The 24,681-nt window shown below is 67.3% G+C and carries 25 protein-coding genes; 11 read left to right on the top strand and 14 right to left on the bottom strand.

What is annotated here, in order from left to right:
• Nucleotides 1–105: 105 nt before the first annotated feature.
• Entirely contained in the window at nucleotides 106–1,539 is a 1,434-nt protein-coding gene (locus ACD584_RS03530; RefSeq protein ID WP_076036491.1) for a hypothetical protein, read from the bottom strand.
• Complete coding sequence (locus tag ACD584_RS03525) at nucleotides 1,539–4,193, bottom strand: TonB-dependent receptor (protein ID WP_175611582.1); 2,655 nt, start codon at nucleotides 4,191–4,193, stop codon at nucleotides 1,539–1,541. Before ACD584_RS03525 ends, ACD584_RS03530 begins: the two co-directional genes overlap by 1 nt.
• A gap of 196 nt (nucleotides 4,194–4,389) precedes the next feature.
• On the opposite strand from ACD584_RS03525, the gene ACD584_RS03520 reads away from it, so the two are divergent.
• Entirely contained in the window at nucleotides 4,390–5,196 is an 807-nt protein-coding gene (locus ACD584_RS03520; RefSeq protein ID WP_076036492.1) for an SDR family oxidoreductase, read from the top strand.
• Between the two features lie 214 nt (nucleotides 5,197–5,410).
• On the opposite strand, the gene ACD584_RS03515 is transcribed toward ACD584_RS03520, so the two are convergent.
• From ACD584_RS03515 to ACD584_RS03505, 3 genes are read right to left on the bottom strand one after another with little or no spacing between them, the layout of a single operon-like run.
• Nucleotides 5,411–6,088, bottom strand: coding sequence for an HAD family phosphatase (locus tag ACD584_RS03515; protein ID WP_076036493.1), 678 nt, complete (start codon nucleotides 6,086–6,088; stop codon nucleotides 5,411–5,413).
• Nucleotides 6,085–6,798, bottom strand: coding sequence for a pseudouridine synthase (locus ACD584_RS03510; RefSeq protein ID WP_040941865.1), 714 nt, complete (start codon nucleotides 6,796–6,798; stop codon nucleotides 6,085–6,087). Before ACD584_RS03510 ends, ACD584_RS03515 begins: the two co-directional genes overlap by 4 nt.
• On the bottom strand, nucleotides 6,795–7,862 hold the full coding sequence (locus ACD584_RS03505; protein ID WP_076036494.1) for a class I SAM-dependent methyltransferase: 1,068 nt from the start codon (nucleotides 7,860–7,862) through the stop codon (nucleotides 6,795–6,797). Before ACD584_RS03505 ends, ACD584_RS03510 begins: the two co-directional genes overlap by 4 nt.
• Before the next feature lie 147 nt (nucleotides 7,863–8,009).
• On the opposite strand from ACD584_RS03505, the gene ACD584_RS03500 reads away from it, so the two are divergent.
• Entirely contained in the window at nucleotides 8,010–8,270 is a 261-nt protein-coding gene (locus ACD584_RS03500; RefSeq protein ID WP_076036495.1) for a hypothetical protein, read from the top strand.
• A gap of 62 nt (nucleotides 8,271–8,332) precedes the next feature.
• Here the strand turns inward: ACD584_RS03500 and ACD584_RS03495 are convergent, their stop codons facing one another.
• The 5 genes from ACD584_RS03495 to ACD584_RS03475 all read right to left on the bottom strand — a co-directional run bounded on the left by ACD584_RS03495 (nucleotide 8,333) and on the right by ACD584_RS03475 (nucleotide 13,065).
• The gene (locus ACD584_RS03495) at nucleotides 8,333–9,667 is read right to left on the bottom strand and encodes a sorbosone dehydrogenase family protein (RefSeq protein WP_076036496.1); all 1,335 of its coding nucleotides are present in this window, start codon (nucleotides 9,665–9,667) and stop codon (nucleotides 8,333–8,335) included.
• Nucleotides 9,668–9,755: 88 nt separating this feature from the next.
• Nucleotides 9,756–10,064 carry a DUF3247 family protein gene (locus ACD584_RS03490; protein WP_012439331.1) on the bottom strand — a complete coding sequence of 103 codons (309 nt, stop codon included), beginning with the start codon at nucleotides 10,062–10,064 and terminating at the stop codon, nucleotides 9,756–9,758.
• A gap of 139 nt (nucleotides 10,065–10,203) precedes the next feature.
• Complete coding sequence (locus tag ACD584_RS03485) at nucleotides 10,204–12,237, bottom strand: ATP-binding protein (protein WP_175611583.1); 2,034 nt, start codon at nucleotides 12,235–12,237, stop codon at nucleotides 10,204–10,206.
• Between the two features lie 104 nt (nucleotides 12,238–12,341).
• Entirely contained in the window at nucleotides 12,342–12,632 is a 291-nt protein-coding gene (locus tag ACD584_RS03480) for a hypothetical protein (RefSeq protein ID WP_116923711.1), read from the bottom strand.
• Nucleotides 12,619–13,065: a hypothetical protein gene (locus tag ACD584_RS03475; protein WP_014506489.1), complete on the bottom strand. Its 447-nt coding sequence runs from the start codon at nucleotides 13,063–13,065 to the stop codon at nucleotides 12,619–12,621. The genes ACD584_RS03480 and ACD584_RS03475 overlap by 14 nt, the downstream gene beginning before the upstream one ends.
• 245 nt (nucleotides 13,066–13,310) lie before the next feature.
• Here ACD584_RS03475 and ACD584_RS03470 point away from each other — a divergent pair, with 245 nt between their 5' ends.
• Nucleotides 13,311–13,892, top strand: a complete 582-nt coding sequence (locus ACD584_RS03470; protein ID WP_042594576.1) for a DUF3016 domain-containing protein — start codon at nucleotides 13,311–13,313, stop codon at nucleotides 13,890–13,892.
• Between the two features lie 159 nt (nucleotides 13,893–14,051).
• Here the strand turns inward: ACD584_RS03470 and alr are convergent, their stop codons facing one another.
• Nucleotides 14,052–15,134 carry an alanine racemase gene (gene alr, locus ACD584_RS03465; RefSeq protein ID WP_076036499.1) on the bottom strand — a complete coding sequence of 361 codons (1,083 nt, stop codon included), beginning with the start codon at nucleotides 15,132–15,134 and terminating at the stop codon, nucleotides 14,052–14,054.
• Nucleotides 15,134–16,423 carry a D-amino acid dehydrogenase gene (locus ACD584_RS03460; RefSeq protein WP_070691672.1) on the bottom strand — a complete coding sequence of 430 codons (1,290 nt, stop codon included), beginning with the start codon at nucleotides 16,421–16,423 and terminating at the stop codon, nucleotides 15,134–15,136. Before ACD584_RS03460 ends, alr begins: the two co-directional genes overlap by 1 nt.
• Nucleotides 16,424–16,575: 152 nt before the next feature.
• Between ACD584_RS03460 and ACD584_RS03455 the strand changes: the two genes are divergently transcribed.
• Nucleotides 16,576–17,055 (top strand): Lrp/AsnC ligand binding domain-containing protein, encoded by a 480-nt coding sequence (locus ACD584_RS03455; RefSeq protein ID WP_005992148.1) that lies wholly within the window; start codon nucleotides 16,576–16,578, stop codon nucleotides 17,053–17,055.
• A 422-nt stretch (nucleotides 17,056–17,477) separates the two neighbouring features.
• Here ACD584_RS03455 and ACD584_RS03450 read toward each other — a convergent pair whose 3' ends face one another.
• Entirely contained in the window at nucleotides 17,478–17,906 is a 429-nt protein-coding gene (locus ACD584_RS03450; RefSeq protein WP_075286610.1) for a hypothetical protein, read from the bottom strand.
• Nucleotides 17,907–18,208: 302 nt separating this feature from the next.
• Here ACD584_RS03450 and msrB point away from each other — a divergent pair, with 302 nt between their 5' ends.
• The 6 genes from msrB (at nucleotide 18,209) to ACD584_RS03420 (ending at nucleotide 22,381) form a co-directional block, all read left to right on the top strand.
• The gene (msrB, locus tag ACD584_RS03445) at nucleotides 18,209–18,673 is read left to right on the top strand and encodes a peptide-methionine (R)-S-oxide reductase MsrB (protein ID WP_012439339.1); all 465 of its coding nucleotides are present in this window, start codon (nucleotides 18,209–18,211) and stop codon (nucleotides 18,671–18,673) included.
• 81 nt (nucleotides 18,674–18,754) lie between these two features.
• On the top strand, nucleotides 18,755–19,204 hold the full coding sequence (locus ACD584_RS03440; protein WP_076036500.1) for an MliC family protein: 450 nt from the start codon (nucleotides 18,755–18,757) through the stop codon (nucleotides 19,202–19,204).
• A 110-nt stretch (nucleotides 19,205–19,314) separates the two neighbouring features.
• Nucleotides 19,315–20,169, top strand: coding sequence for a flagellar motor stator protein MotA (gene motA, locus ACD584_RS03435; protein ID WP_011038736.1), 855 nt, complete (start codon nucleotides 19,315–19,317; stop codon nucleotides 20,167–20,169).
• A gap of 10 nt (nucleotides 20,170–20,179) precedes the next feature.
• Nucleotides 20,180–21,361 carry a flagellar motor protein MotB gene (gene motB, locus ACD584_RS03430; protein WP_076036501.1) on the top strand — a complete coding sequence of 394 codons (1,182 nt, stop codon included), beginning with the start codon at nucleotides 20,180–20,182 and terminating at the stop codon, nucleotides 21,359–21,361.
• Between the two features lie 144 nt (nucleotides 21,362–21,505).
• Nucleotides 21,506–22,087, top strand: coding sequence for a hypothetical protein (locus ACD584_RS03425; RefSeq protein WP_175611584.1), 582 nt, complete (start codon nucleotides 21,506–21,508; stop codon nucleotides 22,085–22,087).
• Between the two features lie 9 nt (nucleotides 22,088–22,096).
• Nucleotides 22,097–22,381: a DUF4031 domain-containing protein gene (locus ACD584_RS03420; protein WP_014506481.1), complete on the top strand. Its 285-nt coding sequence runs from the start codon at nucleotides 22,097–22,099 to the stop codon at nucleotides 22,379–22,381.
• A gap of 1,249 nt (nucleotides 22,382–23,630) precedes the next feature.
• Here the strand turns inward: ACD584_RS03420 and ACD584_RS03415 are convergent.
• Nucleotides 23,631–24,185 (bottom strand): hypothetical protein, encoded by a 555-nt coding sequence (locus ACD584_RS03415; protein ID WP_076036503.1) that lies wholly within the window; start codon nucleotides 24,183–24,185, stop codon nucleotides 23,631–23,633.
• Between the two features lie 166 nt (nucleotides 24,186–24,351).
• Here ACD584_RS03415 and ACD584_RS03410 point away from each other — a divergent pair, with 166 nt between their 5' ends.
• Complete coding sequence (locus tag ACD584_RS03410) at nucleotides 24,352–24,618, top strand: DUF3297 family protein (RefSeq protein WP_011038741.1); 267 nt, start codon at nucleotides 24,352–24,354, stop codon at nucleotides 24,616–24,618.
• Nucleotides 24,619–24,681: the final 63 nt, after the last annotated feature.

Here is a 24,681-nt window from a genome sequence, read left to right as displayed (position 1 = left end):
GCCTGCATGCGGGCGGCGTGGGCCTCACGTCCGCGTGCTGACACGCGCAAATCACGCCTGGTCACAGCTGCGCGCTCGCAGGGCCAGGTCGCCACGCACCGCAGCTCACCGCGCCGGCGTGACGAACACCGGATTGGAGTAGAACCACAGATCCTGCCAGGGATCTTCGCCGGCGCCATCCGGCTCCGGGGTGGGTTCGTCCGTGTTGCTGCCGCGCACGCGCACGAAGCCACCACCGGCCAACTCCGGCACGTCCACCTGCGCGCTCAGCCAGCCGTCCTGCGACGGCAACGCCGCACGCGCAATGCGATGCACCTGCGTGCGCACACCGCCGCCACGCTGCGCGCCACCGGTGATGACCTCCAGCTGCGCCACCTGCGGGCGCTGGCCGTGGCGGTTGGGCTGCTGCGGTTCGTGCATGCGCACGCGCACTTGCAGCGTCGTACCTGCCACAGCCTGCAGCGTGCCGCCCATCCCGGCGTGCGCGCGGGCGCGGCCATCGGCCGCAACCGACTCCACACGCAACTCCAGTGCATCGATCAGATCGCCGGTCACTGCAAAACTCTGCCCGGCCCGCAACGCGCGCAGGATGTCGGCCGCATCGCGATGCGCCCACACATAGGTCTTGCTGTATTCGCCCGGGTCGAATTCCGCGCCGCCATCACGCCAGTTGCGGTGCGAATCGGAGGTGGCGGTGATCCAGAAATGGCGGCCTTCGGCCAGCAGGCTGTCCCACACGCCGCCCACCTGTGCGGTCATCTGGTCGAAGCCCCCTAACGTCGGCGCGCCGGCATTGCGATACAGCCCACGATGCGCGGTGTCGGCCTGGTGCCCGGGTGCGCCTTCCATGCCGATCACCACCTGCGGCGCAGCGTCCTGCCATGCACGCAACTCCGCCGGAGTGACCTTGCCCCAGACCCCGGGCGCTGTCGCTGTGCGCGAAGGATGGTTGACGACCAGCAGCGGCTGCGGCTGCATCGCCTGCATGGCGTGCAGCGCCGCCAGCATCGCCGGCTCGGTATCGCGGAGGCTGCCGTCCAGCAGTTCGGCGCGGTTGTAGTCGCGCTCCAGCCGCTCCAGCTGCGCTTGCTCGTCGGCACCCGGTGCGATGATCAGCGACGCATGCTCGGCCGCCGGCACATCGAATTCCATCCCATGGAACTGGATCAGCGCCGGCACCGCGCGCCTGGCCCGCTGCAGCGCTGGCCAGGCCTGGGTGCGGGTTACCCGCGAATGGCCCGGGCCGCCATGATCGGTATGCACCATCCACGCAAGCCCGTTGGCGGCGGCCTGCTGCGCATTGCGGCTGCGCGTGTACGGCGAATCACCGCCGCGGATCGGCGCGGGCGGCGTCGTGGACCGGTCCCAGGTCACGCTCCATTCGCTATGCACATGATGGTCGCCGGCCAGCCACTGGCGTGGCGCGGCGTCCTGGTCGGTGGCAGCCGGCGGCGCGGTATCAACCTCCACCTGCGCCGCCGGCGCCGCGCTGCTCAGCAACAGGCACACGGCCACTGCGAGGGTCTGCAGCGTGCGCATCAGAAGTTCGCCCGCAGGCCGAGCGAGTAGGTGCGCCCGTAGTCGGTATAGCCGGAGAACAGGTGGTCGCCGACATACATGTGCTGCACCTCACCGGTCAGGTTGATGGCATTGGCGAACACGGCCAGCGCCGGGGTGATCTGCCAGGAAATGTTGCCGTCCAGCGTGCCGTAGGCGCGGGTGTTGTTGGTGGCGATATCGGCGGTGCCCACCGAGTTGACGATGTCGTCGCGCCAGCTGTAACTCAGCCGCACCGACAGCGGCCCCTTCTCGTAGAAACCGACCAGGTTGTAGCTGTTCTTGGCCACACCTTCCAACGCATCCTGGAAGGTGGTGTCTCCGTCCACGTAGTTGGCCTCGCTGTCGGTCCAGGTGTAGTTGGCCTGCATGCCCAGGCCATCGAACGGCGCCGGCAAGCCGGTGAAGACCTGCTGCCAGGCCAACTCCACGCCCTGTACCTTGGCTTTGCCACCGTTGACCTTGGACGAGAGCAGATAGCGGCGGCCCTGGTAGTCCAGGTTGGAGAATTGGGTCTGCACGAACCGGCTGATGTCCTTGTAGAACACGCCGGCCACCAGCGCCGACGACGGCGAGGTGTACCACTCGAAGGTGAGGTCGTACTGCAGTGCCTCGAACGGCTCCAGGTTCGGGTTGCCGCCGCTTGCGGTGAGCACTTCGCCGCTGGAGTTGAAGGTGAGCTTGGAAGACAGATCGGTGAGATCCGGACGGGTGATCACCTTGGCCGCGGCGCCGCGCAGCACCATGGTCGGGCGCAGGTCGTAGGCCACGTTCAAGGATGGCAGCACATCGTTGTAGCTGCGCTCGAACACCACCGGTTGTGCGGCGCCGTCGAGATTGGCATGGCCTTCGGTGCGTTGTTGGGTATGCACGCCGCGGACACCGACATTGCCGCGCACGTCGCGCCCGCCCAGTGGCGTGGAGAATTCCAGCATCGCATACGCCGAGCTGATGTCTTCGAGCACCCGGTACGAATTTTGCAGGTCTTCGCTGGTGGGGCTGTTGGCCAGATCCGCCGCAGTCGGCCAGTCACCCCAGAACGGCGCTTCGCGCGGTGCCAGCCACTGCCGCGGCAGCTGCCCGTTGCCACCGTCCAGCATGTCGCTCACCGGCAATGAGGGGTAGAAATAGCTGGCATCAAAGCGCCGGCCGGCGATGCTGTTGTTGACCAGGTCGGTGCGGTCATAGCGGCGCTCGCGGGTGCGGTATTTGGCGCCCAGCTTGAGCGCACTGAACACGCCGCCTTCCAGCATGCGGTCGGCATCGAACTGCAGCGCGCGCTCGTGGTCCACCGCGTCGATGATGCGCCACTCCAGCCGGCGGCCCGGCGTCTGCGCCGGATCGGTCGGGTCATAGCCATCGGTGAAGGACCACTGCGGCAGATTGTTGCCGGAGGCGGTGGGGAACACCACGCGCTGATCGACGGTGGTGCCGGAGCGCAGACGGGTGCGGCGGATCGGTGCATCGTTCCAGCTGTGCGCACGCGACACGAAGCCGGTGCCCTGCAGCTTCCACGCATCGCCCTGCCAGGCACCGCTGAAACGCACGCTGCGGTTTTCGTCGGTCATGCCGGAGGTTTCGCGCGAGAGCTGCACCTGGCCGTTCTGGTAATCGAACGCGGTGACCGCATTGCCGGCGATGCTGAGATTGCGCATGTTGCGCGGCTCCCAGCCGGTGCCGATCGCGAACTCGTCGTAGTCCACCTGCTGGCGTGCGTAGAACAGGTCAAGGTTGAATTCCAGCGCCTCGCTGGGCGCGAACTGGATCGAGCTGGCCACGCCGATCCGCTTGCGCTGCTCCAGTTCCAGTGTCGGGCGGATGGCCGAGGGCGCGTAGATGGCGCCGGTATCGGCAATGCCATCGCCGTTGCCGTCGATGCCATCGGCGTAGTGCTCCCAGTAGGTCTCGTTGACGCGGTCCTGGCGCAGGCTGCGCTCGGCGTAGGCAGCGGCGAACAGCACGCCCAGGGTCTTGTCGGCATTGACCCAGTTGTACAGGCCGGACACGCGCGGGTCGTTCTCATCGGCCAGCTGCGGGTGGCTGAGTTCGGCTGACAGATGTGTTTCTGCATTGCCCAATTGCAGCGGGCGAAAGGTCTTGACGTTGACCACGCCGCCGATGGCGCCTTCATCCAGCGCGGCGGTCGGGCTCTTGATCACTTCCAGGCCCGACACCAGTTCGGCCGGCAAGGTGTCGAAGCGGAACTGGCGGCCGGTCTGCCCGGAATTGCGCACGTTTTCGTTCACCGCCATGGTCTGCCCGTTGAGCGTGGTGACCTGAAAATTCGGCCCCAGGCCGCGCACGCGCACATACACGCCTTCGCCGCGATCACGCTCGATGGTCACACCCGGCAGGCGTTGCAGCGCTTCGGCCACGTTCTGCGCAGGCAACTTGCCGATGTCTTCGGCTTCGATCGAATCGATCACGCTGGGCGCATAGCGTTTGTCGTTGAGCGCGCGCTCCAGGCTGGACGCATAGCTGCCCAGCACCTGCACGCGATCCAGCTCGGTGGTCTGCGTGGACGTAGCGCTAGCCTGTTGTGCCTGCACGGTGACGGAGGTGAGCGCGGCAGTGACGGCGAGCATCAGCACGGCATGGCGAGGACGACGCGCAGGATGCACGGGAGCAAAGGTCATGAGGTTTTCCGATGGGGGAGGAGCCGGACCGCTCCCTGGCGGCCATGTCGGCGCGCGCCATGAAAAGAAATTCGTATGAAATGCTGATGACATGCGCGAGGTGTGCAAAGCGGCCACAAGCGCACCGCATCTTGCTGTGGCGCTGACATCGCAACGGTTACAGTGGAATTCCCGTTCGCTGACGCAATCGCACGCCATGGCTCTGGTTCCCGCTATTTCCGCCTGGAATCCCGCACCGTTGCAGGACCGCGTGGTGATCATCACCGGTGGCGCGCAAGGCATTGGCCGCGGCATTGCGCAGGCTGTGCTCGGTGCCGGCGGCAGCGTGGTGATTGGCGATCTGGATGCCGATGCGGGCAAGGCCTGCCTGCAGGACTGGGCACTGCCGCGCCGCAGCGCCTTCGTGCGTGCCGACGCCGCGCGCGAACCACATGCCGCGCGCCTGGTCGCCACCGCGCTCAAACGTTTCGGGCGGCTCGACGGCCTGGTCAATAACGCCGGCGTTCCCGACCCGCATATCGCCGCGCTGGCGCAACTGGAATGGCAGGAATGGCAGCGCCGGGTCTCGAGCCTGCATGGTGCGTTCCTGTGCAGCAAGCATGCCCTGCCCGCGCTCGCAAAAGCGGCCGATGGCGGCGCCATCGTCAACATCGCCTCCACGCGCGCCTGGCAATCCGAACCCCATAGCGAAGCGTATGCCGCCGCCAAAGGTGGCCTGGTGGCGATGACGCATGCGCTGGCGCTGAGCGAAGGCCCGCAGGTACGCGTCAACAGCATCAGCCCCGGCTGGATCAGTACCGACGCCTGGCGTGCACCGGCGCGGCGGCGCGCACCCAAGCTCTCGCGGCGCGATCATGCCCAGCATCCGGTTGGCCGCGTCGGCACGCCGGAAGACATCGCGCAATTGGCGGTATATCTGCTGGCGCCGCAGCTGTCGGGCTTTGTGACCGGGCAGGACTTCATTGTCGACGGCGGCATGTCGCGCAAGATGCAGTACGTCTGAGGCGGCATCGCCTGTGCGATGAGTTTGTTGAGATGCAGTTTTGTTCGCATCCGCTGCAGCGGGCGCAACAGTACATCTGCACTGCGAATCAGCCAATCGCTGCGACAATCACTTAGCACATCGCTGCGTGGTCTCGCGCTCAGCCGCAGCGACGCAGTGATGACGAACGTCGAAGCCGTGCCGCGATTACCACCACCACACCAACCACACCATCTCAGGCCAGCCGCGCTTCCAGTAACGTTTGCGCGTCCATCAACGAGGCAACGATGCGATGGCCGAGCGCACGCACCTCCGCATCGGGTGCGAGCAGGTCCGGCACCTGGATCGGGGTCATGCCCGCAGCGAGTGCAGCACGCACGCCGGTGGGTGAATCTTCCAGCACCAGGCACTGCGCAGGGTCCACGCCCAGCGTGCGGGCGGCCAGCAGGTAGATATCCGGCGCCGGCTTGGGGTGTGCGACGTCGCTGGCGGTGCATACCGCATCGAAACGCCACAACAGATCGGAGGCAGCCAGCTTGCGCAACGCGAGCGGGCGCTGGGTGGAGGTGGCCACCGCACGCGGCATGCCGTGCGCGTTGAGGAACTCCAGCAGCGCGATGATGCCGGGCCGATGCGCAATGCCCGCGCTGACCGCGGCGTCGTACAAACCTTGGCAGCGTGCCAGCACGTGCTCCATGGCCGTGGTGCCGATGCGCTCGCCAAGCAGGCGCCGGCACGCGGCATCACCGGTGCCGACCATGCGCAGCCAGAATGCGGGCTCGATCTGCAGCCCATGCTCGTCGGCGGCCTGTGCCAGGCAGGCGGTGATGGCGCGCTCGCTGTCGAGCATCAGGCCATCCATGTCGAAGATCACCGCCTGCGGCCAGAACGGCAGCGGCGTGGTGGCGCTCATGCGGCGTCACCGCGCCCGAACAACACGTCCAGATCCTCCGGCCCCACCGTGCGCCATTGCCCGGCGTCCAGCCCGTCCAGCGACAGCCCACCGATGCGGCTGCGGTGCAACGCCACCACGTGGTTGCCGGCGGCGGCGAACATGCGGCGTACCTGGTGGTAGCGGCCTTCATGCAGGGTCAGCCTCGCCTGACGCGCGCCCAGCACCTCCAGCTCGGCCGGCAGCAGCGGCTTGGTTTCGCCTTCCAGCAGCAGCGTCCCGCTGGCGAACAAGGCCGCCTCATCGCCGCGCAGGTCCTCGGCCAGGGTGACGTCGTAGACCTTGTCCAACGCGGATTTGGGCGAAATGATCCGGTGCAGCAGCGCGCCGTCGTCGGTCATCAGCAACATGCCGCTGGTCTCGCGGTCCAGCCGCCCCACCGGCGCCAGCACCGGCGCACGCAGGCGAAAGCGCGGTGGCAGCAGCTCATAGATGAGCCGGCCGGTGTCCTTGGTCGAGCAGGTGTAGCCGCTGGGTTTGTGCAGCAGCACGCTGAAGCCGGGCGGCGGGTCCAGTGGCTCGCCATCGATGCGGATCGCGGCGTGGTCCACCTGATCGTCGGCGTACAACACCTCGCCGGCCGCATCGGTGATGGCGCCCTGCCGGAACAGCTGCGTCACCTGCTTGCGGCTGCCATAGCCGAGATTGGCAATGTGCTTGACCAGCTTCATGCGCGCGCTCCACGCCCGCGCACGGCGGCAATCAGCTTGAAGCCATCGCGCTCGGCCGCCACGCGGACCTGGCCGAAGCTGTCGTTGAGCACCTGCTCATAGGGCAGATGCCGGTTGGCCACCAGCAGCAATTGCCCGCCCGGGCGCAGCGCCTGCGCGGCCACCGCGATGAAGCGTTGCCCGATGTCCGGCCGGTCGGCGCGCGAGGGGGTGTGGAACGGTGGGTTGCTGACAATGAAGTCGTATTGCGCGGCCAGCCCGGCGGTGACATCGCGCCAGTGGTACTGCAGCTGCGCCGGATGCGCGCTGCCTTGCAGGTTGCGCCGCGCCAGGTTCAGCGCGCGCGCTTCGGCTTCGTAGACATCCAGTGCGGTGACCTTGGGGCACCGCGCCAGCACCTCGGCGGAGAGATAGCCGAAACCGGCACCCAGATCGGCGCCATGGCCGGCCAGGGTGGTTGGCAGATGCTCGACCAGCAGCGCCGACGCCGGGTCGATGCGGTCCCAGGCAAACACGCCGGGGCGGCTGACGAAGCGCCCGTCCAGGATCTTGCGCGGCGCATCCAGTGCCGCCCAGCGCGCCTGCAAGGCCGCATCGGTACTGCCCGGCAGCGGGCCGCTCCAGTACGTGCGGCAGTGATGCTTGGTGAGGCTGCCGGCCAGGCCGGTGAGCTGGCGCAGATCGGCCTCGCCCGAGCGCGCACCCTCGTTGTTGGACTGGCAGGCCACCACGCAGCCGCCGGGGGCGGTCAGCGCCGCCGCACGCGCGAACAGGGCGCGGGCCTCTTCGCGCTGGCGGGGCGGCAGCACCAGCACCATCGCGTAGCGGGTGGTGTCGGCCTCGATCTCGGTTTCCTCGCGCACCTGCCAGCCGCTGCGCTCCAGCGCCTCGGCGAACGGGCGGAAGCTTTGTTCGCAGGTCAGCGCCTCGGCCACGGCATGCTCGCGCAGCGGCCAGCCGTCGCGCGCGCGCAGGAACAGCACCGGGCCTTGTGGCCAGGACAGCACCCCTTGCGCGAACGGCAGGAACAGGGCTTGAAGCGGAGCATCGTGCGGGCCAGCCATCGGATCATCGGGTCAGGAACAGGCCCCCATTGTAAGGGACCGGTGCCGGCTGCCTGCCGCGCTCGTTGCGGCGCCTATACGGCGCATTGATGCGCACGCAACATCCACCGACCTAGGCTGCAACTACGCCCACACCGGAGATACGCAATGCGAGCCCTGTTCGTAGGTGGAGTTGTAGACAACAGCGAGATGGACCTGGACGACACCCCGCCACCGATGCATTACCCGGAAAACACCGGCGCCGGGCGACCCCGCTACCGGCTGCATCAGGTCGGTGAACGCGACGACGGCAGCGTGGCTTACGCCGTGTATGGCGCGCCGGAAATGGCCGATGAGGAAGTCAGCCGGATCAGCGAAGAACGCGACTATGCCCGCCGCTTCAATGCCTCTCCGGAAGCACCGCGCTAGCGGCCCGCCGCACGCGCAGCAAAAAACCGGGCATTGCCCGGTTTTTTTGTGCCACGCCAGCCTCAGCGCGTTTTTGGCGTCACCCGCCAGATCACGTTGCCCACATCATCCGCCACCAGCAGCGCGCCGCTGTTGTCCGGCGCCACACCGACCGGCCGGCCCTGGGCATTGCCTTCGGCATCCAGGAAGCCATCCAGCACCGTAATCGGGTTGCCGGCGGGTTTGCCATTGGCAAACGGCACGAAGATGACCTTGTAGCCACTGGGCGGGTCGCGATTCCACGAGCCGTGCTGGCCGATGAAGGCGCCCTGGCGGAAACGCTGTGGCAACAGGCTGCCGCTGGCAAAACTCAGCCCCAGCGAGGCGGTGTGCGGGCCCAGCGCGTAATCAGGCTTGATCGCCTTGGCCACCAGCTCGGCATTTTGCGGCTCCACGCGTTCGTCCACGTGCTGACCGTAGTAGCTGTACGGCCAGCCGTAGAAGCCGCCATCGCGCACCGAGGTGAGGTAATCGGGCACCAGATCGCTGCCGATTTCATCGCGCTCGTTGACCACCACCCACAACGATTGGCTCTGCGGCTCCCAGGCGGTGCCGACCGGGTTGCGCAGGCCGCTGGCGAACACGCGGCTGCTGCCGGTGGCCGGGTCGATCTCCAGGATGGCGGCGCGATTGAGCTCGGCCTCCATGCCGTTCTCTGCCACGTTGCTGTTGGAACCCACGCCCACATACAGCTTGCTGCCATCGGCGCTGGCCAGCAGCGACTTGGTCCAGTGATGGTTGAGGCCGCCCGGCAAATTGGCCACGAAGGTCGGCTTGGCGGTGATGTGGGTATCGCCGGGCGCGTACGGAAAACTCACCAGCGCATCGGCATTGGCCACGTAGAAACGATCGCCCACCAGCGCCATGCCGAACGGCGAAAACAGGCCGCTGATGAACTGCGTGCGCACTTCCGCCACACCGTCGCCATCGGCATCGCGCAGCAAGGTGATGCGGTTGGCGCTGGGCACCACCGCGCCGGCTTTCTTCATCATCGCGCCCTGCACTTTCTTGCGCAGGCCACCGCCGCCGGCATCGTCGGGCTTGGGCGGTTCGGCGGTTTCGGCCACCAGCACGTCGCCATTGGGCAGCACATACACCCAGCGCGGGTGATCCAGATCACGCGCGAACGCATTGACCTGCAGATCGTCGGCGGCGATCGGCTTGGCGTTGGCGGCCCAGCGCTTGACAGGTGCCACCTTGACGGTGGGGATCAGCCGTTTCACTGGTTCCGGCAATTGCGGATTCGGCCCGGTGCCCTGTGCGATCTCAAGCGTGGCGGTATCGCCGCAGGCGGCGAGCACGGCGACGGTCAGCAGCGGCAGCGGCCAACGGGCGAGCTTCAAGACGGGAGCATTCATTGCGGGCGGAATCCTGAACAGTTGCGACAGTCGGGCATGATGCCGGTGACGCGCCTGCGAGAAGTAAACACCCTGTAAAGGCCGCCTGTCAGGGCATGACTTGCGGGTCGGCACCCAGCGGCATCGGATGCACCGCCACGATGCGATCCATCCAGATCCATTGCGGCTCCTGCGAGGCATCCAGATGGTCGATGCGCAGCTGGCCATTGCTGCCTTCGCGTTCCTGTTCGTCGCGATAGGTCTGGATGGTGGGACGCACCGCCACGGTGCCGGCAATCATGCTGCCGTCGTCCAGCTCGATGCGCACGCGTTCCTGCCCGTCGAGCAGCTTCACCCAATGCTCCAGCGTGGCGATCTGCGCCTGTTCGGTATAGACATGGGGGGCGTATTTGGGCATCGCGCGATCTCCGAAAGGGGAGCCCGCACGCTAGGCCATCGGCCGTGAACGATGCAGCAAACACACCGAGTGGCCCAGTCGCCGAAATGCGATGCGATGCGGCAACCCGGCCGCATCGCATCGCATCATGCGCGCTGCATCAGTCGGCCGGTTCGCGCGCGGCGCGCACCGCGGTCACCAGCTGCGCCACGCTGTACGGCTTGGCCAGATGTTCCTGAAAGCCGGAGGCCAGCGCGCGCTGGCGATCGTCGTCGCGTGCCAACGCAGTGACCGCCACCGCCGGCAATGCGGTCGCATCCAGGCCCATGTTTTCGCGCACGGTGCGGATCAGCCCGTAGCCGTCCATGCCCGGCATGCCGATGTCGGTGAGCATCAGATCGAAGCGTGCATAGCCACGGTGGTCGATCAGCGCCAACGCATCGGTGGCGCTGCCGGCGGTCACCACTTCGGCGCCCTGCTCTTCCAGCAGGCGGCGCAGATAGTCGAGCATATCCGGCTGGTCTTCCACCGCCAGCAAGCGCAGGCCGTTGAGCGCGCGCGCCTCCACGATTTGTTCGGACATCAGCCGCCGACGCAGTTCACGCCGCGGCCGCTTGGCCTGGTCGGGCTGATGCTCCGGCAGGCGCACGGTGAAGGTGGCTCCCTTGCCGCGCCCGCCGCTGGTGGCGCCGACCTGGCCGCCGTGCATTTCCACCAGCTGCTGCACGATGGCCAGGCCCAGGCCCAGGCCGCCGTGCTGGCGGGTGGTGGTGGCGTCGGCCTGGCGGAACCGGCCGAACAGATGCGGCAGGAATTCCGAAGCGATGCCGTCGCCGGAATCGCGCACCGAAACGATGAAGTGGCCGTCGTCGTGCTCCACGGTCACATCGATGCGGCCGTGCGCGGGCGTGAACTTGATCGCGTTGGACAGCAGATTCCAGAACACCTGCTGCAGCCGCGTGGCATCGCCCAACACCAGACACGGCGTGAGCGGCACATGCAGCTGCAGGACCTGATCCTTGCCCTCGGCCACCGGCTCCTGCGCGCCCAGGGCTTCGCGCACCTGCTCGGCCAGATCCAGCGATTCCACTTCCAGCTGCACCTTGCCCAGCAGCATGCTGCTGAGGTCGAGCATGTCGGAGATCAGGCGTTTTTGCGCGCGTGCGCTGCTGGCGATGACCGACAGACCCTTGTAGTTGGGGTGGCCCTCTTCGACCCGCTGCAACAGCAGCTCGCTCCAGCCCAGGATGGTGGTGAGCGGCGTGCGCAACTCGTGCGACAAGGTGGCCAGGAACTCGTCCTTGAGCCGCGCCATGCTCTCTGCCTCGTTGCGCGCACTGCGCTCGGATTCGAGCAGTTGCTCACGCGCCAGGGCGATTTCGCGCTGTTCGGTCACGTCCGGGCTGCTGCCCGCCAGGCCAATGAAACGGCCGTCTGCGGAATAACGCGGCGTGGCGGTCATCTCGATCCAGCGCCACTGGCCGTCGTGCCGGCGCGCGCGCACCAGCGCGTGCAGGCCGCGCTGTTCTTCCAGCGAGGCCGCCAATTCAAACTGGAACACCGGCACGTCTTCCGGATGCAGCAGTTCGCTCCAGGCCGACACGGTGCCGCTGGAAATATCCACGCAGAAAAATTCGCCATAGGCGCTATTGACGAAACGCACCACGCCTTGCGCATCGAGCACCCAGACCGGCATCGGCAGCCCGTCCGCCAGCGCGCTGAAGCGCGCCTCGCTCTCGGCCAGCTCGCGCTCCACGCGCTTGCGCTCGGTGATGTCCATGAACAGCACGGCCACCCGCTTGAGCTCCGGCGGCCCCACCCGAAACGCGTCCACCGAGTACCAGCGGTTCAGCGCCTTGGCCTGCATTTCAAAGTGGATGCGGTTGCCGGTCAGTGCCACGTACCCGTAGCGGTCGAACCATTCCTGCTCATGATCGGCGCGCAGGCTGCGCATCGAGACATTGGCGACCTCGGACAGGCCGGTGTAGCGCTGGAATGCCTCGTTGGTGACGCGGAAGATGTAATCGGTGGGCCGGTCGCCTTCAAACACCATGTCGATGATGCAGAAGCCGGCGTCCACGTTGTCGAAGATTTCGCGGTACATGCCCGAATCCAGCGTCGGCTCTGCGACGGGCGCCGATGCGGCGACGATCGATTCGGGGCTGAGGGCTGAAGTGCTCAAATCAGGGTCCACGGGTGATGCCAGGGCGGATGACGAGCGGATGAAACCATGTCCGATGTCGTCGGCGGGTGCACACCGCGCTCGCGCGCCGCAGGATCGCCCAGCCTGCCGCCCTGCTACCAGAGCAGTGCGGCCACCACCACGATGCCTGCGCTCAGCAGCATGATGCCGGCCACCAAGCCGCGAAATGCCCATTCACCTTCGCGCCGCAGTTGCTCGTCCACCCAGCGCTGCGCCTCTTCCCGCCACAGGCCCGAACGCGCGTAGTCGGCGTCCAGCAGCAGCAGGCGCACCCGCGACAGACCGAGCCGCGTGCATTCATCGCGGCATTGCTGGCTGAAGCTGTCGTCTGCATCGGCGACATGCGCCCCTTGCGGCAGGATGAGTTCCAGATCAGGACTGGACATAACGCGGCCGCTCCTGGTCGAGTTCGCGCTCCAGCGCCATGCGCGCGAGCTGGGTGTAGTTGGCGCGCGGGCCCTGGCCGCGGCCGGTCAGCATTCCCTGGTAGTCCAGGCCCTGCCAGACGCGCCCGGTCCACTCCACACAATCCTCGGCGATGACCAGCATCAGCGAGTAGCGGTACTCCGCGCCGGTGGCCGAGGTGTAGGCGTACACGGGTGGAAACTGCACGGCCACATCGACCTGGCGCGCCAGTGCGGCCAGATGTTCGCGCAATGCTTCGCGGGCGTCGGCGCCCGGCTCCAGCGGCATGCTGCGGGTGGCCATGTCCAGGTCGAGGTCGCTCTGCAGGGCCACGAAGGCGGCAGCGCCGGTGGCCGGATTGTGGCCGTGCTGCTTTGCCCAATCGATGAACTGCAGTCGCACGTCCGACGGCATGTGTGCCGGCGCCGAGGAGGCTGATTTTGTGCGGGAGTAGGTGTCCATGGCAGCGATCTTCCGGGCTGGGCCGTGAAGCGGAAGCGCAGGCGTGGTGAACCCGCCGTCAGCACCGCGGCCACCTGCATTAACCGGGCGGCAACGCCATGCCAGCCCCAGGCGCAGCGTGCGTTGCGGGGCGTGCAGGGCGGCCCCACACTGATCCTGTGCCCGGCGTTGCCGGCCATCTCTTCTGGAGGCTTTCCATGAAACGTTTGCTTGTGTCCAGCGCGAGCCTGCTGCTCGCCGGCCTGCTTGCCAGCACCGGAGCCACCGCCGGGGTGCGCAACGTGACCGATCCGGATGCCCCGCGCGCCCTGTCCAGCGATGGCCCGGTGCAGGTGCGCTGGACCGACCCGGCGCAGTTCTCCGATATCCGCTACAGCGGCAACCGCTGGGAAGCGCAGCGCGGCGATTGGGTGACCCAGCTGGCCACCTATTTCCAGCGCAGCGCCGAGCGGCAGCTGCCGGACGGCCAACGCCTCAGCGTGACCATCACCGATATCCGCCGCGCCGGCCAGTACGAGCCATGGCATGGGCCACGCATGCAGGACGTGCGCGTGGTCAAGGACATCTACCCGCCGCGCATGAGCTTCGAATACACGTTGACCGATGCCAGTGGCGCGGTGATCGACCAGGGCGAGCGCAAGCTGGTGGATTCGGCGTTCCTGATGAGCGGCCCGCGCATGAACGACACCGACCCGCTGCGGTTCGAGAAAGCGATGATCGACGACTGGGTGCGCAAGCAGTTCCGCGGCGATCGTGACCGGGACACCGCGCAGCGCTGATGCAGCGCGCAAAGCGCGACACGCACGACACCAACGACATGCTGGAACAGACAACGGCGCCGCAGGGCGCCGTTGATGTGTGTTCGTGTTGATCTGGGCATCCACTGCCACGTCCTACAGCTCAAGCCTGCGAAGCAGTGTTGTGAGCGCGCAGCGGCGTTACGCGTGTGCAGGTGCGCTGTAGTGCCGCGGAATGCGCTTGAGTCCACACAGCAGCTGGTATGCGCTGACATTGCATTGCGTGGCCAACGTGCTCACCTGCGGCGCGTCGCCCCACAGCTGCACGGGCGTTCCCACATCGGCGTGCGGGTGCTCGGTGAGATCCACGGTGAGCATGTCCATCGACACACGGCCGATCAGCGGGCACACCTTGCCATCCACCAGCACTGGCGTGCCGTTGGGCGCGAACTGCGGGTAGCCGTCGGCATAGCCCATCGCCACCACGCCCACGCGCGTGGGCCGTTCGGCCACGAAGCGCGCGCCATAGCCAACCGGCTCGCCGGCCGGCAGGTCGCGCACGCTGATGATGCGCGAGCGCACCGTCATCACCGGGCGCAGTTGCGCGGTGAGCTCGGTCGGCTGCGGGAACGGGTTGGCGCCGTACAGCATCAGCCCCGGGCGTGACCAATCGTTGCGCAGCGCTGGCCAGCCGAGCAGGCCGGGTGAATTGCGCAGGCTGGTTTCCGCGCGCATGCCGCCGCAGGTCAGCGCGAACGCCACGGCCTGTTCGTCGGTGCGGCTGCACTCCAGCTCGTCGGCCTGTGCCAGGTGCGTCATCAGCACCAGCGAGTCGATCTGCGGCAACCCGCGCAAATGCAGCCATGCGGCACGGAAATCTTCCGGCGACAAGCCGAGCCGATGCATGCCGCTGTCCAGCTTCAACCACACCCGCAACGGGCGCGGGCTGCGGAACTCGGCCAGCGCGCGCACCTGCCAGGGCGTGGCGACCACCGTCCATAGATCGTGTTCGGCAATCAGCGCCAGCTCGTCATGCTCGAAGAAACCTTCCAGCAGCAGGATCGGCGCGCGCACGCCGGCCTGCCGCAGCTCCAACGCTTCTTCGATGCAGGCCACGGCAAAGCCGTCGGCCTCCGGTTCCAGCGCCTGCGCACAGCGCACCGCGCCGTGGCCGTAGGCGTCGGCCTTGACCACCGCCAATGCCTTGCCGCCGCCCAGTTGCCGGGCCAGGCGGTAGTTGTGACGCAACGCGTCCAGGTCGATCAACGCTTGCGCAGGACGCACTACGCGGCCTCCCGGTGCGGGCGCGTGCTGCGCGTGGACAGATAACGGAACACGTCCAGGCCTTCGGTATCGATCTCGGGCGTGCGGCCCTGCATCAGGTCGGCCAGGTAGCGGCCGGAGCCGCAGGCCATGGTCCAGCCCAGCGTGCCGTGGCCGGTGTTGAGGAACAGGTTGGCGTACGGCGTGGCGCCCACTACCGGGGTGCCGTCCGGCGTGGCCGGGCGCAGGCCGGTCCAGAACTCGGCCTGGGCCAGATCGCCGGCACCGGGGAACAGGTCGTTGACCACCATTTCCAGGGTGGCGCGGCGGCGCGGATTCAACGACAGGTCGAAGCCGGCCACCTCGGCCATGCCCCCGACGCGGATGCGCGCGTCGAAGCGGGTCAGCGCGATCTTGTAGCTCTCGTCCAGCACCGTGGAAGTTGGCGCGCGTTGCGCGTCCACGATCGGGATGGTCAGCGAATAGCCCTTGAGCGGGTACACCGGCAGATGCAGGCCCAGCGACAGCAGCAGATCGGCCGAGTAGCTGCCCAGTGCCAACACATAGCGGTCGGCGGTGACCAGGCGGCCATCGATCTGCACGCCGGTGATTTCGCCGCCAGCATGCTCCAGGCGCTCGATCTGTTGCCCATAGCGGAATTGCACGCCGGCCTGCGTGGCCAGGTCGGCCAGGCGCTGGGTGAACAGCCGGCAGTCGCCGGTCTGGTCTTCGGGCAGGTGCAGCGCGCCGGCCATCTGCGCGCCACCGCCGGCCAGGCCGGGCTCGTACTGGGCAATCTGCGCCGGAGACAGCAGCTCGTAGGGCACGCCGTACTGCGCCAGCACCTCGATGTCCTGCGCGGCCGCGTCCAGCTGTTGCTGGGTGCGGAACAGCTGCGTGGTGCCGAGTTGACGGCCTTCGAATTCGATACCGGTGCTGGCGCGCAGCGCGTTCAGGCAGTCGCGGCTGTAGTCGGACAACCGCACCATGCGCGCCTTGTTCACCGCGTAGCGTTCGGCGGTGCAGTTGCGCAGCATCTGGCTGAGCCAGGCCAGCTGGCGCAGGTCGCGGGTGGGGCGGATCGACAGCGGTGCGTGCTGTTCGAACAGCCACTTCACCGCCTTGCCCGGCACGCCCGGCGCGGCCCACGGCGAGGTGTAGCCGAAGGAGAGCTGGCCGGCGTTGGCGTAGCTGGTTTCCAGGCCGGAGGCCGGTTGCCGGTCCACCACGGTGACCTCGCAGCCGGACTGCGCCAGATACCAGGCAGTGGTGGTGCCGATGACGCCGCTACCGAGAATGAGCACCCGCATGTCGCGTTCTCCTCAAAAAGAGCATTCCCCCAGAACCAGGTGCCGAGGGAGACGTTTAGGCGCAGTATATTGCGAGCCAGGCAGTGCTATTTCTGGAATCAGCACCGCTTCGCAGCGAAACTTCCTGTCAAATCCGCCTGGACACAGACCCCATGGCCACCCGCGCGCGTGAGCTGGACAAGATCGACCGCAAGATCCTGCGCATCCTGCAGCAGGAGGGCCGGATTTCCTTTACCGAGCTGGGCGAACGGGTGGGCTTGTCCACCACGCCCTGCACCGAGCGCGTGCGCCGGCTGGAGCGCGACGGCGCCATCACCGGCTATTACGCGCGCTTGGATCCGCACTACCTCAAGGCCAGCCTGCTGGTGTTCGTGGAGATCAGCCTGGCCTACAAATCCGGCGACATCTTCGAAGAATTCCGCCGCGCCGCGCTCAAGCTGCCCAACGTGCTGGAGTGCCATCTGGTCTCGGGGGATTTCGATTACCTGCTCAAGGCCCGCATCAGCGAGATGGCCTCGTACCGCAAGTTGCTCGGCAGCACCTTGCTGACCCTGCCGCACGTACGCGAATCCAAGAGCTACATCGTGATGGAAGAGGTGAAGGAGACGCTGGCGTTGCCGATTGAGGGGTAGGAATGGGAGTCGGGAATCGGGATTGGGGAATCGGGATTCGCGGTTGGCCGTGACCGGTCTGGTTGGCGGGTTGGCGGGTTGGCGGGTTGGCGGGTTAGCGGGTTAGCGGGTTAGCGGGTTAGCGGCCGAGTTGCGCAGATGCCCCCACGGGGTCGCAATGCTTAACGGGATGGTGTGACTAAGGGCTTCTGGCCGACTGAAGGCGAAGTGGAACTACCGGCGTAGCCGAAGCTGGCGGACGTTGGTCGGTTGCCGCACACCTGCCGAGGCTGGCTTTCACCGGCCGAACCGCCGTCGAGTTACGCGCAGCTTTGCGCAAGCTCGCCGCTAAACAAGCTCGCCGCTAAAAGCATTGCGAGCTGCGAACTGCATGGCCACACCGCCCCCGCGTGCTTCAGCACGCGGCGGCCCGCACAGCGCTCTCAGCGCACCACGCGCATGCCATCGCCGGCTGGTACTGCGTCGTAGTAGCGGCCGGTCTTGGTGTCCAGCACGCGGTTGGGGCCGGCCGGCTGCATGCCTTGCAGCAAGCGCCCGTTGCGGTCGTAGACCATTGGCGTGCTGGCCGGCACCTGGCTGCCGGCCGGGGCCACCGGCGTCTGTGCCGGTCCGCGGGTCGGGATGGTCGGGGCGTTAGGGCGCTGGCCCAGCTGCGACGGCACCGGCGTCATTGTGGGGGTTGGCTGTACCGGGCGCGGCGGCGCGACCGTGGGCTGCACCGGCGTGGGCGTGGTGATGGGCTGCAGAGTGTTGGACGAGCGCGTGGTGGTGGCCGACTGCGCCAGTACCGTGCCGGCGGCAGCCAGCAGGCCACACAGCACCAGGCCGCGCGTTGAGGAAGAAATCGTCATGTCGGGCACCACGTTGCATGAGAGATAGGCAATCAATGGGGCCGCCGGCGCGCGGCGGCAATGCACGGACCCCGCCGGGCCCTGAACGCTTCGGCGACGTCGGCGCCATGCGAAAACGCAGCGCTCCTCAACGCAGGATCTCCGGGCATCGGTACCGACGCGGCCGCACAGCAGTCGTTGCGCTCCTCCAGTGAGGACCAGCGCGCCGGTCGGCTTCGCGCCAGCGGTTGAACCCAGCGCGCACTGCCCACATCACAAGGGCAGGCGCCGGCACCCCGCCAGCGAGCGCATGCGAGAGCCCCATGAGCCAGTTCGACCTCACCCCGCCCTCCCCCGCCCAGCGCGATGCCCTGATTGCCGGGCTCAGCGACGAGGAGCAGCGCGTGCTGTTGCACCACGGCACCGAGGCCCCGTTCTGCGGTGTGTTCCTGGACAACAAGCTCGACGGGGTCTACACCTGCCGCCTGTGCGGGCTGCCGCTGTTCCGTTCCAATGCCAAGTTCGATTCCGGCACCGGTTGGCCCAGCTTCTTTGCGCCCTACGACCCGGCGCATGTGCGCGAGATCCGCGATACCAGCTACGGCATGGTCCGTACCGAAATCGTCTGCGCGCGCTGCGACAGCCACCTGGGCCACGTGTTTCCCGACGGTCCGCCGCCCACCGGCGAGCGCCACTGCCTCAATTCGGTCTCGTTGGCGTTCACCGAAGACGGCCAGCCGCTGCCCAATCCGCTGCAGCGCGCAGGCGCCGAGACCCAACCGGCCTGATGCGCGCGGCGGCGCACCGGTCCTGACAGTCCTGCAGCGTCAACCGGCGCTGCGGCACCCTGATCCGACAGGAGGCGTCACATGCACCCGGTCTCCCCGCTACGCCTGGCCAGCCTGCTCGCCCTGGCCCTGGCCCTGACAAGCTGCAACGGCAACGATCGCCCGCCTGCCGCAGCCGACTCACCAGCGGCCGGCAGCACGCCGGCCATCACCGACGCCAGCGTGGGCGGCCCGCCGCCCCGCCCGGCGGGCGTATCCCCAACCGCGCCAACTCCCGCTCCATCGGCCACTGCGCAGTGGCGCTGCGGCGAGCAAATGGTGGGTGTGCATACGGATGCGGCGACCCAGGCCGTGCAGCTGAACGTGAACGGCCGCACCCTGCTGCTCACGCATGCCGACGCCCCGACTGGCGCCCGCTACGCGGACATCCACGGCAACGCCTTCTGGGCGCACGCGGGCGAGGCAACGCTAACGTTGGCGGGCGGCGAGGCCGTCAAATGCACGCAGGCGGACGCGAGCGGCGTGGGCTGATGCAGGGGCTAATGCGTTCAGTCGCAGCGCACATCTTCACGTCACGCGCTTCAAGAATCCGCCGCCCGGGCCGAAACAAACAGCAACCCTAGCTTGCTCCCGGCTGCGCCATGCTCATCATCATCGGCTTCATCGTCGTCATCGTCAGTGTCCTCGGCGGCTATGTGCTGTCGCACGGAAAGCTGGGCGCGTTGTGGCAACCGTACGAGCTGATGATCATCGGCGGCGCGGCGCTGGGCGCGTTCCTGGTGAGCACGCCAGGCAAGATCGTCAAGGAAACGCTGACCGGCGTCATGGGCGTGTTCAAGGGCCCGCAGTACAAGTCCGACGACTACAAGGACACCCTGAGCCTGATCTACGAGTTGTTGAACAAGGCCCGCCGCGACGGCTTCATGGCGCTGGAAGACCATGTCGAAAAGCCGCAGGACAGCACCATCTTCGGCACCTATCCCAAGGTACTGGCCGATCACCATCTGCTGGACTTCATCACCGACTGCCTGCGCCTGATGATCGGCAGCAACATCGAGCCGCACGAGCTGGAGCCGCTGCTCGAGCTGGAACTGGAAAAGCATCACCACGAAGCCCTGGCACCGGCGCATGCGCTGAGCAAGGTGTCCGACGGCCTGCCCGGCTTCGGCATCGTGGCGGCCGTGCTCGGCATCGTGATCACCATGGGCTCGATTGGCGGCCCGATCGAAGAGATCGGCCACCACGTCGGCGCCGCACTGGTCGGCACCTTCCTTGGCATCCTGCTGGCGTATGGCTTTGTGTCGCCGTTGTCGGCGGCGATGGAAGCGCGCGCCGAGCAGGACGGGCGCATCTACGAAGCGGTCAAGACCGCGCTGCTGGCCTGCCTGCGTGGCTACAACCCGAAGATTGCGCTGGAATTCGCGCGCAAGACCCTGCCCTCCAACGTGCGCCCGAGCTTCGGTGATTTCGAAACGCACCTGAAGACGATCAAGTAGGACCGCGGTCATGGCCGAGGGCAAATCCACCGTCATTATCCGACGGGTCAAGAAGGTCCAGGGCGGCGGCCACCATGGCGGCGCCTGGAAGGTGGCGTTCGCCGACTTCGTGACCGCGATGATGGCCTTCTTCCTGGTGCTGTGGCTGATGGCGGCCACCACCAAGGAACAGCGTGCGGCGATCTCCGAATATTTCCGCAATCCCAGCCCGCTGTCGGGCAAATCGCCGGCGCCCTCGCCCGGCATGAACGGGCCCGGCGGCGCCAGCACCTCGATGATCAAGCTCGGCGGAACCGCCGACATGGCCAAGGGGCAGAAGGACGAGATGGGCCGCAAGCGCGACAACGCCGCCGATACCGACGTGGATAGCCGCGCCAAGGACAAGAAGCGCCTGGAAGCGCTGATGCAGGACCTGAAGGAAGCCATCGACAAGAGCCAGGCGCTGGAGCCGTTCAAGGACCAGTTGCTGCTCGACCTCACCCCCGACGGCCTGCGCATCCAGATCGTGGACAAGCAGAACCGCCCGATGTTCGACATCGGCCGCGACCAGCTCAAGCCCTACACCGTGGACATCCTGCGCGAGCTCTCCAGCTTCATCAATCAGGTGCCCAACCACATCAGCATCACCGGCCACACCGACACCACCGCCTACAGCAGCGATGCCGGTTACACCAACTGGGAGCTCAGCGCCGACCGCGCCAACGCCGCGCGCCGCGCGCTGGTGGGCGGTGGCATGGCCGATGCCAAGGTGACCCGCGTGGTGGGGCTGTCCTCGTCGGTGCTGTTCGACAAGACCAACCCGCAGAACCCGATCAACCGCCGCATCAGCATCGTGGTGATGACCCAGGACGCCGAGCAGGCGGCCCTGGCCGGCAGTGACCAGGGCGTGGCACTGGGCAAACCCATTCCCGATGCCGACACCCATGTGCCGGACCTGAGCGGCGCTGCCGCCACCGGCACCGCCACGGTGGGCACACCTGCAGCGACCGGAAGCAGCACAACGGCACCTGCACCGGCCGCTGCCGGCACCGCAACGCCGGTGCCTGCGCCTGCTGCGGCCGGCACCAAGCCAGCGCCGCCGCGGGTATCGTCCGGCGCGCAGGTGGCCTCGGCGGCCGCGCTTGCCAAGGCTGCCGAAGCGGCGATCGCCGCGCCACGGGTGGCCACCAGCGAGTCGGCACAGCCGAACTGACGCTCCAGACATCGCTGGCGGGTGGGCTTTGGCACCTCCTGGCAAGCTGATCGGGAGCGTCCCCGCGCGTACCGCGGGGCCCGTCCGAGCCGTGGCGCGCACAAGCGCCTAGAATGGCCGGCCATTTCCAGCGTCGAGAACACCATGTCCCGCAATTCCAAGGCCAAGCGCGACAAGCGCAAGAAGCAGCAACCCAAGCGTCCGATCGTCCGTCTGGGCCAGGCGCCCCAGGTCACCAACCACGCCGTGCTGCAGGATGCCGACGGCCGCGTCGTCGCCGCGATCGGTTTGCAGGGCGGCAGCGAGTGGATGCTGTCTATCGGCGGCCAGACCATGGGCAGCGCCGACAACCCGGTCCCGATGCTGGCCATGCTCAAGCACCTGGCCAACCTGCAGGAGAAGGAAGGCAAGACCATCTCGCTGGAATATTCGACCCAGCTGCAGCAGATGATCGACGACCTGGCCGCCGAAGAAGGCAAGACCGCCGAGGAATACCTGACCACGCTGGTGTCCGAGTTCGAGAACGCCGATGGCGATGATGCCGGCGAAGGCGAAGAAGGCGAAGACGACAGCGACAGCGACAGCGATGCAGTGGCAGCCGATGCGGATGACGCCGCTGATGCGGCCGATGCGGACGCCGACGCTGACGACAGCGCGGCCGAAACCGCGCAGGACGACGCCGACGCCACCGACGGCGCCAAGAAAAAGAAGAGCAAGAAGGCCTGAGGCCAGCCGGTGGCCGTCTACGTCGACGATGCCGTGCACCTGTGGCGCGACCAGCGCTGGGCGCACCTGCTCGGCGATACCTTGGACGAGCTGCATGCAATGGCGGCGCGGCTGGGCATTCCCCGCCGCGCCTTCCAGAACAAACTCAGCGGCGCGCACTACGACGTGCCCGCCCCGCTACGCACCGAGGCGATCGCCCTCGGCGCCATCGCCATCTCCCGCCATACCGACCGCGCCCTGCTCAAGGCGCTGATCGCCAATGCGCGCGCACAGGCCCGGGGGGAGGTGCCTTGAGGAGGCGGGGATTGGGGAGTTGGGAATCGGGAATCGGGAATCGTAAAAGCGGTGGCTGGGGCCTGATTGGTAACCGCGCCTGATCGGTGGGTGTCGCTAGTCGCATGCCTGCGTCCCAGACCGCAATGACGTCACGCTTGTGTAGGAGCGCGCTTGCGCGCGATGGCGTTACCGGGAGAGCTTCATCGCGCGCAAGCGCGCTCCTACGAGACAGGGCTTCCGGCCTGATGCCCTCGACTGCCGGGCTTGCCCGCGCGCGCGCGTCGGAGCAGCAACCATCCAGACCGCAGCGACATCACGCTTGTGTAGGAGCGCGCTTGCGCGCGATGGGCGTTACCGGGAGAGCTTCATCGCGCGCAAGCGCGCTCCTACGAGACAGGGCTTCCGGCCTGATGCCCTCGACTGCCGGGCTTGCCCACACACGCACACGCATCGCAGCAGCAACCATCCAGACCACAGTGACGTCACGCTTGTGTAGGAGCGCGCTTGCGCGCGATGGGGCGTTACCGGGAGAGCTTCATCGCGCGCGAGCGCGCTCCTACGCGGCAGGTCTTCCGGCCTGATGCCTTCGACTGCAAGGCTTGCCCACGCACGCGCGTCGGAGCAGCAACCATCCAGACCGCAGTGACATCACGCTTGTGTAGGAGCGCGCTTGCGCGCGATGGGGCGTTACCGGGAGAGCTTCATCGCGCGCGAGCGCGCTCCTACGCGGCAGGTCTTCCGGCCTGATGCCTTCGACTGCAAGGCTTGCCCACGCACGCGCGCATCGGAGCAGCAACCATCCAGACCGCAGCGACATCACGCTTGTATAGGAGCGCGCTTGCGCGCGATAAGGCGTTACCGGGACCGCTTCATCGCGCGCGAGCGCGCTCCTACGCGGCAGGTCTTCCGGCCTGATGCCTTCGACTGCAAGGCTTGCCCACGCACGCGCGCATCGGAGCAGCAACCATCCAGACCGCAGTGACATCACGCTTGTGTAGGAGCGCGCTTGCGCGCGATGAGGCGTTACCGGGAGAGCTTCATCGCGCGCGAGCGCGCTCCTACGCGGCGGTTGGTGGCGGTCTTCGTGGATGCTCGGCATGCTCGCCACATCACACCCAAGGCGCCGCGCCGCTGCACAGCCTGCATGATCCAGCGCCAAGCCACGCTTCCACCCCGCCACAGCGCGCGTCCCTAAGCGCCCCACACTGCAACAGCCCCCGGGGACCGCTCTTGCGAATCCCCACTCCCAAATCCCGAATCCCAGCCCTTAGAACGCCTCATTCCCCAGCCGCACTTCCACGTCCATCAACGAGGTCAGTGCCAGCATCGCGTCGTCGTCGCGGCTGAGCGCGATCCAGCCGGCGTAGGCGTCGCCGCCGGTGTTCCAGTTCCACAGCGAATACCCGTGCTCGCGCAGGCGGTCGAAGGCCGCCGCCATCAGGTCGGGCACGCCCAGGCCGTTGGCGAAGTCTTCGTCATCCAGGTCGCCGCCCCAGTCGATGCGCAGGTTCCAGCGCGCACTGAGCTCGTCGATGGCAGCGATGAACGAATCGGTGTCCTTCCAGTCGACGTAAAACCCCGAGCGCCAGTCGATGGCGTCCTTCAGCGCCCACAACCAGGCATCGTCTTCGTCGTCCTCGTCCGCCTCGGCCTGCGCTTCGCGCCAGGCGTCGAACTGGCCCAGCGCGGTCTCTTCGTCGCCGGGATTGATCAGCACCAGCAGGTTCCAGACCCGCCCAGGATGATCGTCGACGTCATCGGCCTCCTCCAGATCGGAGGGCAGGCCGTCGTCGTCTTCGTAATCGGCGCTGTTGTCGGGCATGGCGGGTGTCTCACAGAAAGATTCAGCGTGAAGTGTGCCGCCTGACGCGCGCCATGCAAACCGTTACGCCACCCGCGGCCGCCTACAGGGGGCTGGTCATCGCCGCGCAGGCCCGTATCCTGTGCGGCCGAAGACGGTCATCCCGGTCGTCATGACGCCCTTTCCCATGAGCGATACCCCTCCCGATCATCTGGCCATCGATGCACGCAGCCCGTTTCACGATGCCGACGCCCTGAGCCGCGGTGTTGGCGTGCGCTTCAACGGCATCGAGCGCGACAACGTCGAGGAGTATTCGATCAGCGAAGGCTGGATCAAGGTCCAGGCCGGCAAGGCGCGCGATCGCCGCGGCAATCCGATGACCATGAAGGTCAAGGGCGAGGTGGTGGCCTATTACCTGGACACCAAGAGCGACGCCAAGCCTGCTGCCGAGTAAGCGCGGCTGACAAACCCCCGTCACCTTGTTCTATTGCAGAGCTGCTGCGCTGCGATTTGGCTG

The sequence above is a fragment of the Xanthomonas sp. NCPPB 2922 genome (genome assembly GCF_041520885.1).
GTDB lineage: Bacteria > Pseudomonadota > Gammaproteobacteria > Xanthomonadales > Xanthomonadaceae > Xanthomonas > Xanthomonas campestris.
Note: the sequence above shows the minus strand (reverse complement) of the source record. Positions and strands in the feature narration are given on the sequence as shown.